This window comes from Mumia quercus (assembly GCF_025506335.1).
Classification (GTDB): Bacteria; Actinomycetota; Actinomycetes; order Propionibacteriales; family Nocardioidaceae; genus Mumia; species Mumia quercus.
In genome coordinates this window covers 180521-195173 of sequence record NZ_JANZYO010000007.1, presented here as the reverse complement: position 1 = coordinate 195173, position 14653 = coordinate 180521, and the positions used below count along the sequence as shown (strand labels likewise).

At 71.5% G+C, this 14653-nt stretch carries 11 protein-coding genes; 10 read left to right on the top strand and 1 reads right to left on the bottom strand.

The window, feature by feature from the left end:
* Positions 1–17 precede the first annotated feature (17 nt).
* From NYZ95_RS17660 to NYZ95_RS17615, 10 genes are all read left to right on the top strand, one after another.
* Entirely contained in the window at positions 18–1478 is a 1461-nt protein-coding gene (locus NYZ95_RS17660; protein WP_262852646.1) for a hypothetical protein, read from the top strand.
* Positions 1479–1545: 67 nt separating this feature from the next.
* A complete protein-coding gene (locus tag NYZ95_RS17655; protein WP_262852645.1) occupies positions 1546–5037 on the top strand; it encodes a TM0106 family RecB-like putative nuclease in 3492 nt (1163 codons plus the stop codon).
* Between the two features lie 61 nt (positions 5038–5098).
* The gene (locus NYZ95_RS20505) at positions 5099–5977 is read left to right on the top strand and encodes an Rv0361 family membrane protein (RefSeq protein WP_262852644.1); all 879 of its coding nucleotides are present in this window, start codon (positions 5099–5101) and stop codon (positions 5975–5977) included.
* 88 nt (positions 5978–6065) lie between these two features.
* A complete protein-coding gene (locus NYZ95_RS17645; protein ID WP_262852643.1) occupies positions 6066–7673 on the top strand; it encodes an MFS transporter in 1608 nt (535 codons plus the stop codon).
* On the top strand, positions 7670–8050 hold the full coding sequence (locus NYZ95_RS17640; RefSeq protein WP_262852642.1) for a VOC family protein: 381 nt from the start codon (positions 7670–7672) through the stop codon (positions 8048–8050). The genes NYZ95_RS17645 and NYZ95_RS17640 overlap by 4 nt, the downstream gene beginning before the upstream one ends.
* A gap of 34 nt (positions 8051–8084) precedes the next feature.
* A complete protein-coding gene (locus tag NYZ95_RS17635; RefSeq protein WP_262852641.1) occupies positions 8085–9488 on the top strand; it encodes a cytochrome ubiquinol oxidase subunit I in 1404 nt (467 codons plus the stop codon).
* Entirely contained in the window at positions 9485–10492 is a 1008-nt protein-coding gene (locus tag NYZ95_RS17630; RefSeq protein WP_262852640.1) for a cytochrome d ubiquinol oxidase subunit II, read from the top strand. Before NYZ95_RS17635 ends, NYZ95_RS17630 begins: the two co-directional genes overlap by 4 nt.
* Positions 10493–10543: 51 nt before the next feature.
* Positions 10544–11692, top strand: a complete 1149-nt coding sequence (locus NYZ95_RS17625) for a zinc-dependent alcohol dehydrogenase (RefSeq protein WP_262852639.1) — start codon at positions 10544–10546, stop codon at positions 11690–11692.
* A gap of 12 nt (positions 11693–11704) precedes the next feature.
* A complete protein-coding gene (locus NYZ95_RS17620) occupies positions 11705–12295 on the top strand; it encodes a hypothetical protein (RefSeq protein ID WP_262852638.1) in 591 nt (196 codons plus the stop codon).
* Positions 12296–12384: 89 nt separating this feature from the next.
* Positions 12385–13191: a restriction endonuclease gene (locus NYZ95_RS17615; protein ID WP_262852637.1), complete on the top strand. Its 807-nt coding sequence runs from the start codon at positions 12385–12387 to the stop codon at positions 13189–13191.
* Positions 13192–13214: 23 nt separating this feature from the next.
* Here the strand turns inward: NYZ95_RS17615 and NYZ95_RS17610 are convergent, their stop codons facing one another.
* Positions 13215–14588: a chymotrypsin family serine protease gene (locus tag NYZ95_RS17610; protein WP_262852636.1), complete on the bottom strand. Its 1374-nt coding sequence runs from the start codon at positions 14586–14588 to the stop codon at positions 13215–13217.
* Positions 14589–14653 lie beyond the last annotated feature (65 nt).

Below are 14653 nucleotides of genomic sequence, written 5' to 3'. Positions count from 1 at the left end.
CCTCAGATACTGGGGGTGTGCAGTCACCCACGAGTCCTGAGATCGCCTTCCCGACCCTCGACGACCAGCGCCCCTCGACGCCGACCGTACGCGGGGTGCTCGCCGACGCCGTCCGCGACGTCGACCTGACCCTCGCCGACGAGATCGACCGCTCGTCGTCCTGGCGGTCCGACTACGTCTCGCTCGTCGGCCGTGCCACGGCGGCGTCGGCGCAGACACCCAAGGCAGCGCTGGCGATGGCCCAGGCCGGGCTGCGCGCGGTCCACGAGCGGATGGTCGTCACCCACGGCTCGTCCGAAGTCCGCCTGAAGGACTGGGACGCGGACGGTCTGCCGCTCGCCACGCGCACGGTCTCCGGCAGCGCCCCACGCGTCCCCGAGCTGCGCGTGCCGTACAAGGGCCGCTCGCTGAGCGGCGGAGCGCTGCGCGACCAGCTCGCACGGTGGCAGGCCGACGGCGTCGTCGAGCCGTCGTTCGTCGAGGCCGTGAGCGAGGTCGTCGACCATCCCGAGTGGCTCGCGCTCGGCGGCCGCACGCTCGTGCTGCTCGGCGCCGGAGCGGAGATGAGCCCGCTCGGACCGTTGTGCGCGTGGGGTGCCGACGTGCTCGCCGTCGACGTGCCGGTCGAGCGCGTCTGGGACCGGATCCTCGGGATCGCCGAGAGCGGCGCGGGCACGCTCGCGTACCCGGTCGTCGGGGACGTGCCCGGCGCCGACCTGGTGGGCCGCACCGCCGAGGTGCTCGCCTGGCTGCGGCAGGCCCGGGACGTGCGCGGGGAAGGCAGCCTCGCCGTCGGCATGTACGCCTATGCCGATGGCGGCGCCCACGTACGGGTCACCGCCGCGGTCGACGCGATCCTCGCGCGCCTCACCGAGGAGGACCCGCGGACGGCGCTCGCCTACCTCGCGACCCCCACGGACGCCTTCGTCGTGCCGGCTGACGTGGTCGAGGCCGGCACGCGGGCGTTCGACGAGCGCGGGCCGGTCCGGTGGCTCCAGGCCCCGCTGCGTGCAGCCAGCCGGGGTCGCCTGTTCCTGCCGAACTACGCCACGGTGCTCCCGGACGGCTCGGGGGTCGCCGACATCCTCGTGCCGCAGCAGGGCCCGAACTACGCGATGGCCAAGCGGATCCAGCGCTGGCGCGGGATCGTCGCGGAGGACGCCGGGCAGCGGGTGTCGTTCAACGTGGCGCCGGCGACCTGGACGCGGTCGGTGACCAAGAACCGTCTCCTGGCCGCTGCGTACGCGGGAGCGCACCACTTCGGCGTGGAGATCTTCCCGCCCGAGACGACCCGCACGCTCATGGCCGCGCTGCTCGTGCGCGACCTGAACCGGCCCGTCCCACGACGCGAGCACCCCGAGGAGCTGTTCGCCGACGCGGCGGCCCACGGCGGCCTGTGGCGCGTGGGGTACGAGCCCCGTTCCGCGCTGGGTGTCGCCGCCGTGGCGGGGCTGCCGTCCACGCTGCGCCGGCGCTGACGCCTCCCGCGACCTGTCGGTCCCGTCCCGTACGCTCACTGGCACGTCAGCGGAGAGGAGCCGACCCGTGTTCGTGCTCGAGGGTCACGTGGTCTGGAGCGCGTCCGACCTGACGCTCGCGTCGGAGTGCGAGTTCGCGTTCCTGCGCAGCCTCGACGCCCGGCTCGGCCGTGCACAGGCGGTGCCCTCCGGCGACGACGCGATGCTCGAGCACATCGCCCGGCTCGGCGACGCCCACGAGGCGCGCGAGCTGCGACGGCTGCGCGCCGCGTACGGGGATGCCCAGGTCGCCGAGATCGCGCGCGTCGGGCGGCCGAGCGTCGAGGTGCTCGGCGACCTGCAGGCGGCGACCCTTCGGGCCCTGCACTCGGGGGCGCGCGTCGTCTCCCAGGCCGGGTTCTTCGACGGCGAGTTCCACGGCTACGCCGACTTCGTGGAGCGTTCCGAGGCCGGCTGGGTCGTCTGCGACGCCAAGCTCGCCCGCGAGGCGCGGGCGAAGGCGCTCCTGCAGCTCGCCGCGTACGCCGACCAGCTGGCGCGGCTCGGCGAGCCCGTGGCGCCCTCGGTGGTCCTCCTGCTCGGCGACGGGCGGCGAGAGCTGTTCCCGCTCGCCGAGGTGCTGCCGGTCTTCGAGGCGCGTCGTGCACGGCTGCGCCACCTCGTCGCCGAGCACCATGCGGAGCAGGGCGCGGTGGTGTGGGGCGACGAGCGCTACGTCGCGTGCGGGCGCTGCGCCGCGTGCACGGAGTCGATCGCGGCGACCGGTGACGTGCTGGTCGTCGCCGGGCTACGTGTCGACCACCGCAAAAAGCTGCGCGCCGCCGGCGTGCGGACGCTCGACGAGCTCGTCGCTGCGACCGAGCCTCCGCCCGGCATGCCGCAGGCGGTGTTCGAGCGTCTGCACGCCCAGGCGAGGCTTCAGCAACGACAGCGCGACGCCGGGCCGGGCCCCGACGGCCGGCCGGAGGTCAGCTACGAGCTCGTCTCGCCCACCCACCTGGCGATGATGCCGCCGCCGTCCCCGGGTGACGTGTTCTTCGACTTCGAGGGCGACCCGCTCTACCACGAGGGCGACCTCTCCGAGTGGGGCCTCGAATATCTCTGGGGCGTCATGGAGGCGCCGGCGCCCGGGCAGTCGCGCGGCGCGTTCCTGCCGTGGTGGGCGCACGACCGCGCGGGTGAGCGCGACGCGCTGGTGGCGTTCCTCGACTACGTCCTCGCGCGGCGCGAGCGCTACCCCGACCTGCACGTCTACCACTACGCGCCGTACGAGACCGCGGCCCTCAAGCGCCTCGTCGCCCGCTACGCGACCCACGAGCGTGAGCTGGACGCGCTGCTGCGGGCGGGCGTCTTCGTCGACCTGTACGCGGTGGTGCGCGGAGCGGTCCGCGTCTCGCAGCCGTCGTACAGCATCAAGAAGCTCGAGCCGCTCTACATGGGCGCCGACGAGCTGCGTGCCGGCGAGGTCCAGGCGGGGGACGCCTCGATCGTCGAGTACCACGCGTACCGCGCGCTCGTCGAGGACGGCCGGGCCGACGAGGCGGAGGGGCGGCTCAAGGAGCTCGCCGACTACAACGCCTACGACTGCCTGTCGACGCTGCGGCTGCGCGACTGGCTGCTCGGCGTGGGAGCCGCGGCGGGCGTCACACCAGGGCGACCGCCCGCCCAGGTCCCCGAGCCCGGGGACGAGGAGGGCGAGGAGCCGCGTGACGACGCGGCGCTCGCCTCCGAGCTGCTCGCGCGCTCCGGCCCGGTCGACCGCGGCGAGCGCACGGCGTCCGAGCAGGCGTACGCGATGCTGGCCGCGGCGCTGGGCTACTACCGCCGCGAGTCGCTCCCGTACTGGTGGGCGCACTTCGACCGGCTGCGGGCCCCGGTCGACGAGTGGGCCGCGTCGCGCGACGTGTTTGTGGTGGAGTCCGCCGAGGTCGTCGACGACTGGCGGGTCGAGGGGCGCAAGCTCGCTCGGCGCACCCTGCGGCTTGAGGGGGAGTGGGGGCCCGGCACGACGGTCGGCGACGGTGACGGTGCCTTCCTCCTGTACGACCTCCCCGGGCCCGACGGCGGCAGGACGTCCGTCGACGGCGTCCGGGCGTACACCCCGACGGTCGACGGCCTGACTCCCGTGGGCCAGGGCGACGACGGCGCGCCCGAGGCGGTGCTGGTCCGTGAGAAGGCGACCCGCGCCGTCGGCCCGCACGACCGGCTCCCCACGGCGATCACGCCCGGTCCGCCGCCGTCCGCGGAGTCGATCCGGGTGGCGATCGCGGAGTGCGCGGCCGCCGCGGCCGAAGGCCCGACCCTCCCGTACGGGCCGGCCTACGACGTGATCGCGCGACGCCGACCACGGCTGCGTGCGGGCTCCGCGCTCCCGCACACCGGTGACATCGTCGACGACCTCGTGACCGCGCTGCGCGACCTCGAGGCCTCGTACGTCCCGGTGCAGGGTCCACCGGGGACCGGCAAGACCTACACGGCCGCGCGCGTCATCCGCCGACTCGTCGCCGAGTACGGCTGGCGGGTCGGGGTCGTGGCGCAGTCGCACGCGGTCGTCGAGCACGTCCTCGACAAGGTCGTCGAGGCAGGGCTCGACGCCGAGGTCGTCGGCAAGCCCAAGGCGAGGACGACCGATCCGGCGTGGCGGCGGCTGCCCGACCACGGCGTCGCCGACTTCCTGGCCGAGGCCGCCGGACGGGGGTACGTCCTCGGCGGGACCGCCTGGGACTTCACGAACGCCGACCGCGTCGCCCGCGGCGCGCTCGACCTCCTGGTCATCGACGAGGCAGGACAGTTCGCGCTCGCCCCCACCGTGGGAGTGTCGGTCGCCGCGCAGCGGCTGCTGCTGCTCGGCGACCCGCAGCAGCTCCCGCAGGTGAGCCAGGGGACCCACGGCGAGCCCGTCGACGCCTCCGCCCTCGGGTGGGTGATGCAGGGGGCAGCCGCCATGCCGCCGGAGCTCGGCTACTTCCTCGGCACCAGCTATCGGATGCACCCGTCGCTCTGCGGGGCCGTCTCCCACCTGTCGTACGCCGGCGCGCTCGAGGCACACCCGTGCACGACCGAGCGCGACCTTGCCGGAGTCTCGCCCGGAGTCGTGTCGGTCCTGCTGGACCACCACGGCAACCGCACGTCCTCGGTCGAGGAGGCTGCCGAGGTCGTCGTCCGTGTCCGCGAGCTCCTCGCGACGCCGTGGACGCCTAGCCCTGGGAGGGAGGCGCGTCCGCTGACGACCTCCGACATCCTCGTCGTCGCGCCGTTCAACGCCCAGGTCCACCTGGTCCGGCGCGTGCTCGACGAGGCCGGCATCGAGGGCGTACGGGTCGGCACGGTCGACAAGTTCCAGGGCCAGGAGGCGCCGGTCGTGCTCGTCACGCTGGCGGCGTCGTCGCCTGACGACGTGCCGCGCGGCATGGGGTTCCTCCTCGACCGGCACCGGGTGAACGTGGCCATCTCCCGCGCCCAGTGGCGCGCCGAGATCGTGCGCTCGGGCGCCCTCACCTCGTTCATGCCGCGCACCCCGGGCGGCGTCCTCGAGCTGGGGGCGTTCCTGCGCCTGTGACCGGCCAGAACGTGCTCGCAGGGGGCTCCTGAGAGACACCCGAGTCGCGTAACGTATCGGCGTGAGCGATCAGTGGTCAGGCCGACCCTCGAACGGCCCTCAGCCCCCCTACGGACAGCAGCCGCCCCAAGGTCCCCCGCAAGGCCCTCCGCCCGGCTACGGCCAGCAGCCCCAGCAGCCCTACGGCCAGCCCCACCAGGGCCAGCAGCCGTACGGCCAGCAGCCCCAGCAGCCGTACGGCCAGCCCCCGCAGGGTCAGCCGCCGTACGGTCAGCCGCAGGGCCAGGCCCCGTACGGCCAGCAGCCGTACGGGCAGCCCCAGCAGGCGTACTACGGCCAGGGTCCGCAGGGCCCGGAGCCCCAGGGCAAGAACAAGGGCCTGCTCCTCGGCCTGATCGGCGGGGCGGCCGTTCTCCTGGTCGCCGTGGTGGCCGGTGCCGTCTTCCTCCTCGGCGACGGCGGTGGCGGTGGATCGACCGCAGAGGACGCGTCCGAGAAGTTCTTGTCCGCGATGAAGGACATGGACTGCGACGCGCTCGTCGCGGTCACGACGGACAACTTCCGCAGCGGCGAGGGCGCCGACAAGTGCAAGGAGTCGCTCAAGGACGAGCAGTCCTCCGAGGGCATGGCGAAGGCGTTGAAGGACGCCGAGTACACGCTCAAGGACACCAAGGTCGACGGGGACAAGGCGACCTCGACCGTCACCATGAAGATGATGGGCAGCGAGTACGACCAGAAGCTCGAGCTCGTCAAGGAAGACGGCGAGTGGAAGGTCGACGCCTTCGGCACCGCCGACGTCTCGCAGATGAAGATCCCCGACATGGACATCCCTGACGTCGAGGTTCCGGACATTGAGGTTCCGGACATCGAGATGCCCGACCTCGACGAGATCCCCGGTGGTGGCAGCCTCGGCAGCCCGGTGACGCCTCCGGCACCCTGATGCCGTTCTCCGCGCGCCGCAGCCTCCGGGCTGCGGCGCGCGTGCAATTCCTCCCAGCTTTCTCCCCTTCGGCGTGAGACTGTCGAACGTGGGCGAGGGACGCGGAGTCGTGCTGTTGACGCTGGCGTCGGGCCAGTTCCTCATGACTCTCGACAGCTCGGTGATGAACGTCTCGATCGCGCAGGTCGCGGCCGATCTCAACACGACCGTGACAGGCATCCAGACCGCCATCACGTTGTACACGCTTGTGATGGCCGCGCTGATGGTGACGGGCGGCAAGATCGGCACGATGATCGGGCGGCGTCGCGCCTTCGCCCTCGGGTGCGTCGTCTACGGCCTGGGATCGCTGACCACCTCGCTCGCGCCGAACCTTGCCGTCCTGCTCCTCGGCTGGTCCCTTCTCGAAGGGCTGGGGGCGGCCCTGATCATGCCCGCCATCGTCGCTCTCGTGGCGGCGAACTTCCCCTCGGAGGAGCGCCCGCGGGCATACGGGCTCGTCGCCTCGGCGGGCGCGATCGCCGTCGCGGCCGGCCCGCTGATCGGAGGCGCGGTCACGACCTACCTCACATGGCGCCTCGTCTTCGCCGGCGAGGTCGTGCTGGTCGTGGCGATCCTGCTGCTCACACGACGCATCCATGACAGCCGTCCTGCCACGAGGGGGTCGCTCGACGGCGTCGGCTCGCTGCTCTCGGCCGTCGGTCTCGCGCTCGCCGTGTACGGGGTCCTGCGTGCCGGGGAGTGGGGATGGGTGCGGCCCACTCCTGGCGGCGCGTCGTTCCTCGGGCTCTCCCCGACGCTGTGGTTCGTCCTCGCCGGCCTGCTCGTCCTGCGGGTCTTCTTCTGGTGGGAGGCGCGCACCACTGCTGCCGGTCGTGAGCCGCTGGTCGACGTGACGATGCTGAGCAACCGGCAGCTCACCGGCGGGCTGACCATGTTCTTCTTCCAGTTCCTCGTGCAGGCCGGGTTGTTCTTCACGATTCCGCTGTTCCTCTCGGTCGCTCTCGGCCTGAGCGCCATCGAGACCGGGGTCCGGATCCTCCCGCTGTCCGTGACGCTGCTCCTCGCCGCGATCGCGGTCCCGCGGTTGTGGCCGGAGGCGTCCCCTCGGCGTGTCGTCGCGTGGGGCCTGGGTGCACTCCTCGCGGGCGTGGCCTCGCTGGTGCTCGCCTTGGAGGCGGGGGCCGGGCCGGAGATCGTCACCGTTCCGCTGCTGCTCGCCGGGCTCGGGATCGGCGCCCTCTCCTCGCAGCTCGGCGCGGTGACGGTGTCGTCGCTGCCCGACAGCCGCAGCGGCGAGGTCGGCGGCCTTCAGAACACGGCGACGAACCTGGGAGCGTCGCTCGGCACGGCGCTCGCCGGCTCGGTGCTCATCGGTGCCCTCAGCGCCTCGTTCCTCTCGGGGATCGAGGCGAACAGCGTCGTCCCTCGCGACCTCTCCGACCGCGCCGAGGTCACCCTCGCCAGTGGTGTGCCGTTCGTGTCCGACCGCGAGCTCGAGGACGGGCTGGCCGAGGCCGGCATCCCGGCGCCTCAAGCGGAGGCGATCGTCGCGGAGAACACCGACGCCCGCATCGCCGGTCTGCGCGCGAGCCTTCTCGTGCTCGCGTTCTTCATCGTGGCGGCGCTCTACTTCACGCGTCTGCTGCCGACCCGTCCCGCGGCGGCCGTGAGCGAGCACCCGACGGCGTCGCCGTGATCGGGCGCCGGCACCACCTCGTGATCGACGCCCCAGACCCGGGGGCGAGCGGTGCGTTCTGGTCAGCGGTCCTGGGGGAGCCGATCACCTACGACGACGGCGACTTCGTGGTCGTCTCGGTCGACGAGGAGACGTCGGGGATGGCCTTCCAGCGCGCGCCCGGCCTCGCCGCACCCACGTGGCCCGACCCCCGCATCCCGCAGCAGATGCATCTCGACATCATGGTCGACGACGTCGACGCCGCCCGGGCGCAGGTCGTCCGACTCGGTGCCCGGTCGCTCGGCGGTGACGTGTACGCAGACCCTGCGGGGCACCCGTTCTGCCTGATATCGCGGCCGTCGTGGGCGGACCCGATCGGAGCCGACACCGACTCCTGAGCATGGGGGAGCGTGCCTCGGGTACCTCGGACCCATGTCGGTCGCCGTGGCAGACATGCTCGTCTCGCTGGCGTCGGAGCCGCCCGCGGGCCTGCTGCCGGCGCGTCAGCAGATGGCGTTCTCGCTCGGCTGGCACATCGTCCTCGCCTGTTTCGGGGTGGCGTTCCCGGCGATGATCTTCGTCGTCCACCTCCGCGGCGTCGTGAAGAGCGACGCCGACGCCCTGGCACTGGCCAAGCGCTGGGCGAAGGTCTCGGCGGTGCTGTTCGCGATCGGGGCGGTCTCCGGGACCGTCCTGAGCTTCGAGATGGGTCTGCTGTGGCCTGGCCTGATGGGCAGGTTCGGCGACGTCCTCGGGTTCCCGTTCGCGCTCGAGGGGCTGTCCTTCTTCATCGAGGCGATCTTCCTCGGGCTGTATCTGTACGGATGGGGCCGGCTGCCTCCCCGCCTGCACCTCGCGATGCTGGTGCCGATGGCGGCGGCCGGCGTCGTCGGCACGTACTGCGTGGTGTCGGTCAACGCGTGGATGAACATGCCGACCGGGTTCCGGATCGTCGACGGTGAAGTGACGGACGTCCAACCGTGGCGGGTGCTCTTCAACAGCGGCGCCTTCCTGCAGTTCCTCCACATGTGGGTCGCCGCCTTCATGGTTGTCGGTTTCGTCGTGGCCGCGGTCTACGCCGCCGGCATGCTGCGGGGACGGCGCAACCGTCACCACCGTGTCGGCTTCACGGTCCCCTTCGTCTTCGCGTCGGTCGCCGCGCTCGCCCAGCCCGTGGTCGGCCACCTCCTCGGCATGCGGCTCGGCGAGACGCAGCCCGGGAAGCTGGCGGCGTTCGAGCTCGCCACCAGCACCGAGAAGCCCGCGCCGCTGCGGATCGGCGGTCTGCTCGTCGACGGCGAGCCGCGGTGGTTCCTGGAGATCCCCGCGTGGGGCTCGTTCATCGCGAGGGGATCGTTCGACAAGCCCGTCCAAGGCCTCGACACCCTCCCACCGGTGGATCGTCCGCCCGTGAACATCACGCACGTGGCGTTCCAGTCGATGGTGGGGATCGGCATGCTGCTCGCCTTCGCCGTGATCGTCTTCTGGCTGCTGCGTGCGCGTCGCACGGACCTCCTGCGACGCAAGGCGTTCCTCTGGTTCGCCGTGCTCGCCGGCCCGCTCGCCGTCGTTTGCATGGAGTCGGGGTGGATCGCGACGGAGGTCGGCCGACAGCCGTGGACCGTATGGGAGGTGCTGCGCACCGAAGACGCGGCGGGCAACAACCCGGACCTGTGGTGGGTCTTCGGAGGTGTGGTGGTCGTCTACGCCGGGATGACCGTCGGCGCGGTGCTCGTCCTGCGCTCGATGGCCCGTCGATGGCGGGCGGGGCAGGAGGACCTCCCGAGCCCGTACTCGCCTGACGCGCCAGCGCCGGCGGAGAGGGTGGCGGAGTGAACACGGCCGACCTCGTCGCAGCGGCACTCTTCGCGGGTGTGGTCGCGTACGGACTGTTCGGCGGTGCCGACTTCGGGTCGGGGTTCTACGACCTCACCGCAGGAGACGCCCGGAAGGGCGCGGCCATCCGGACCTTGATCGACCGGAGCATCGGCCCCGTCTGGGAGGCGAACCACGTGTGGCTGATCTTCGTGCTCGTCATGTGGTGGACGGCGTTCCCCGGCACCTTCGCCGCAGCGATGCAGACCCTGTTCATCCCCTTCCTCCTCGCCCTGGCCGGGATCGTGCTCCGTGGGGCCAGCTTCGCGTTCCGCAAGTACGCGGAGACCCTGTCGCAGGCGCAGCTGTTCGGCGCCCTGTTCGCCACCTCGTCGGTCATCACGCCGTTCTTCCTCGGGACGGTGGCGGGTGCCGTGGCCTCGGGGCGGGTGCCCGGCGACGGCGTCGGCGACCGGCTCACCTCGTGGACGGGCCCTGTCTCCCTGATCGGAGGTGCGATCGCGGTGGGCACGTGCGCCTTCCTCGCGGGGGTCTTCCTCACCGCGGATGCGCAGCGCGCGGGTGAGGCCGCACTGGCACAGACCCTTCGCGTACGCACCCTGATCGTCGGCCTCGTGACCGGGGCGGTGGTCCTTCTCGCGCTCGTGCCGATACGGGAGGACGCGCCCACGCTGAGCGACGGGCTGAGCGGACGTGCGGCGCCCCTCGTCGCCGTCTCGGCGGCCGCCGAGACGGCGACGCTCGTGCTGCTCCTCCGCCGGCGGTACGCGGTCGCGCGTGTCACCGCGGTCGTCGCGGTCGCTGCAGTCCTGCTCGGGTGGGGAGTCGCTCAGTACCCGTGGATCCTCGTGGACCAGGTCACCATCGACGAGGCGGCCGGAGCCCGCGCGACGCTCACCGCCCTGCTGGTCGCCGTCGTGCTGGCGGTCGTGCTGGTCGTGCCCCCGCTGGCGTACCTCTACCGATTCACGCAGACCGAGCCGTCTTCGACCGAAGAGGCATGAGGTCGGCAGCCGAGGGCACCCTGTCAGCCACGACCACCGAAAGGAACCCTGATGCGCGCGATGGTCTACCGCGGTCCTTACCGGATCCGTGTCGAAGAGAAGGACCGCCCGACGATCGAGCACCCTAACGACGCGATCGTCAAGGTATCGATGGCGGCGATCTGCGGCTCCGACCTGCACCTGTACCACGGGATGATGCCGGACACCCGGGTCGGCCACACGTTCGGCCACGAGTTCATCGGCGTCGTGGACGAGGTTGGGCCGTCCGTCGAGAACCTGCAGGTCGGGGACCGGGTGATGGTGCCCTTCAACATCTTCTGCGGCACCTGTTTCTTCTGTGCCCGCGGTCTCTTCGCGAACTGCCACAACGTCAACCCGAACGCCACGGCTGTCGGCGGCATCTACGGCTACTCGCACACCACGGGCGGGTACGACGGCGGCCAGGCGGAGTACGTCCGCGTGCCGTTCGCCGACGTTGGGCCGGCGCGCATCCCTGAGTGGCTCGACGACGAGGACGCCGTCCTGCTCACGGACGCGGCGGCGACCGGCTACTTCGGGGCGCAGCTGGGCGACATCCACGAGGGCGACGTGGTGGTCGTCTTCGGCGCGGGGCCGATCGGGCTCATCGCGGCGCGGTCGGCGTGGTTGATGGGAGCGGGCCGGGTGATCGTGATCGACCACCTGGAGAACCGGCTGGAGAAGGCGCGGACCTTCGCCTTCGCCGAGACGTACAACTTCGTGGAGTACGACGACATCGTCGTCCACCTCAAGAAGATCACCGACCACCTCGGCGCAGACGTGGCCATCGACGCCGTCGGTGCGGAGGCCGACGGCAACCTGATCCAGCACGTGACCGCGGCGAAGCTGAAGCTGCAGGGCGGGTCGCCCGTCGCGCTCAACTGGGCGATCGACGGTGTCCGCAAGGGCGGCACGGTGTCGGTCATGGGGGCGTACGGTCCGATCTTCAGCGCCGTGAAGTTCGGTGACGCGATGAACAAGGGCCTGACCCTGCGGATGAACCAGGCGCACGTCAAGCGGCAGTGGCCGCGCCTGCTCGAGCACATCCGCAACGGCCACCTCAAGCCGAGCGACATCGTCACCCACCGGGTGCCGCTGGAGCACATCAACGAGGCGTACCACATGTTCTCCGCCAAGCTGGACGGCTGCATCAAGCCGCTCATCATTCCCGACGCCGCCTGAGGAGGCCATGACATGAGCGCCACGGACAACGCGGAGCTGTACACCTACACGCAGACCAAGCCGCCGCTCCCGCGATCCCTGGAGGAGGTTCGCGCGACCATCCCGGGTTGGGGCGCTGATCTCGACCCGCACGACCGCCCGGCCTTCCCGCGCGAGCAGCCGCAGCCCGACCACTCCGGTGCGCACTGGGCGTTCCCGGAACGCCAGCCGGAGACCTACCCGCGCGAACGTTCGATCGAGCACGCCTTCCTGACCCCGGTGTTCGGCACGTCCTGCCCACCCCGGGGACTGTCCGGCAAGGTGCGCCGGTACGCGTACGCCCGGTACAGCGAGGGCCGTGCCGCCCACTGGCTGCTCCTCATCGCCGCCGACCGCATCGACACGAAGGAGGCGGCGTTGCGCTCCTTCGTGTCACGACGTCCGGACAACCCGCTCACACAGACCGGCATCACGGCCGAGTTCTCGCGGAAGGGGCTGAGTTCACGGGTCGGCCGAAACCGTACGGACCTCGTCCATCAGGCGCTGGATCCGGTGATCGTCGCGGGCCCGTGGGTGCTCGGCGGCTGGCTGGCATACAGGGCCGTCAAACGGCTGGTCGGCTGACTCCTCGACCCCGCCACGAGGCCCCGACCTCCTCTTCCGAAGGTGTCCTCGCGACCCGCTACCCTGATGCGACCTTAGGGAGGGGAAGCGTGTCGGAGTCGGACCTGTTTCACGTGGCTCGGTGGGAGGACGCCGAGGAGAACGCCGCACGGTGGCTCCGGCACTGGGGGTACCACGACGCACGGGCATCGCCCGGTGGCGCGGACGGCGGGATCGATGTCGTCGCCTCGCACGCGGCTGCCCAGGTGAAGTTCCAGGCCTCACAGGCGGGCCGGCCGGAGATCCAGCGGCTCGTCGGCGCGGTCGGCCGAGCGTCGAACGCCGACCTGTTCTTCTTCTGCGGGTCCTCGTTCACCGCGCATGCCATCCGCTACGCCGACGCGAACCATGTCGCCCTATTCACCTACGACATCACCGGAGCGGTCCACCCCGTGAACGGGCTGGCGGTGGAGGTCATGGGACGCGGCAGCGCGCCGACGACCGACGACCTGGGGGACGGGTACGCCGAGGGCGGCGACAGCACGGCCTCGCCTGGTCTGAAACTCGGCTGGTGGTTGGCGGGGCTCGTCTGTCTCTGGGCGGGATCGTCGGCCGGTCTGGCCGGCCTCTACGCAGCCGTCTCCCGGCGCGAAGCCACCTTCCTCCTTCCCCTCGTGGGACTGGTCCTCGTCCCGCTCGGGATCGGTCTGCTGAGCATCGCCGTCGAGGCCTCGCGTACCCCGCGCACGTGGACGGCCGTCGGCTGGGTCGGACTGCCGGGCGCCGCAGCCGGGATCACCACGGGGTTCCGGGCCACGCCGTCGCTTCCGGCGGCAGCGGCGTGTGGAGCCCTCGCGGTGATCCTGGCGTGCTTCGCGTTCTCGCACGTTCGACACGCGGGGGAGTCGAGACGGTGACGGTAACGCCCGGCAGGGTGCCGTCAGTCGGTCGTCACGGCCGTGACGTTGAGGTGGTTCGAGATCGACGTGTAGCGCTCGGCGAACAGTCGGACCCCTGACATGTCGAACGCCACGATGATGCCGCGCACGGAGGCCCGCGCCTGCGTGCTGTTGCGCTGGTAGACCGGGCCGCCACTGTCACCCCTGCGGGTGATGACCCTGTCGTCGTCGCGACGGCCTCGCAGCAGGTAGTACGTGCACGTCGACTCGACCGCAGGGTTGTCGCAGAACGTGGCATTGAGGGCCTTGATCTTGATCCCGCAGATCGATCGCGTCACCGTACCCGAGGCGCAGATCGAGTCGCCGACCTCGCCGTTGTTGGCGCCGGTGACCTTCCGCGTGCTGAAGTTGTCCAGTCCGTCGGTGTAGATCGTCGGCGCGTAGGTCGATCCCTTCAGCCGCGCCTGGTCGTAGTCGGGGTAGTTCGCCTTGCCTGCCATCTCCCCGTAGTAGTACGTCCCAGAGTTCCAGCTGGAACCGTTCGCCCCGCAGTGGCCGGCGGTCAGCGAGTACAACGTGCCGGTCGTCTTGCCCCGGACCGTGAAGCCGGAGGTGCACGTCGTGCCGCCGCTGGTGATCTTCGCGGCACCCCAGTGCGGTGCGCTGTCATTGACGCGCGACGCGCGCCCGGACTCACCGCCGTACTCGACGACCACTGCTTCCGCGGGCACGCCCTCCAACGGCTGCCTCATCGTGTCGGCCCTGCCGACCGGCGGGGCCTCTCCACCGAGGACGACCTCGACGGCTTCGCGTTCGGGGCTGAGGTCGACCGCCATGGAGCGGCCGGTCACGTCCACCGACGACTGCCAGTCGCCCGCGAACACGGCGACCCAGGCATCCCGGAGCTCGTCGGCGGTCCGCTCCGAGACGCGGAAGCTGAGCCCGGCGGCAGCCTCGGTCGGCAGACCCTTCACGATCGTGGAGATCAGCGCCTTCCCGTCCGTGCCCTTCGTGAGCACGAGCGTGTAGCCGGCGGCCGGGCTGCCGAGGACGCCGATGATCCCGTGGTCGAGGCTGGCGGGAACGCTTTCCTCGGGCTTGGTCGGCTTGGTGTCAGGTGGTGACACGAGTGCGGTGACCCGGCGCGCCACCTGGCGTTGGAGGGGAGTGGCCGGGCGGCCGTCGAGCGCGGCCGGGTCGGGCCCGAGGTCGTCCTTCGGGTCGGCAGCTGCTGCCGCTTCAGCGGCGGTGATCGTGGCGGCGGCTGAGGTCGCTGCCGCAAGTGAGGCGGCGGCGTCGATGTCGGCGGGATCGGTGGAGTCGTTGGTCTCTCCGGGCGCAGCCTCGGCACCGTACAGGACGCCGGTGGTGAGGATGGTCGCGAGGAGAATGGTGGGACGGAAGACTCGGCGCACGGCGCCTCCCCAAGGGTCGTCGCGGAATATATCCTATGAGGAGGATAGGGGGTCCGGCGTTCAGT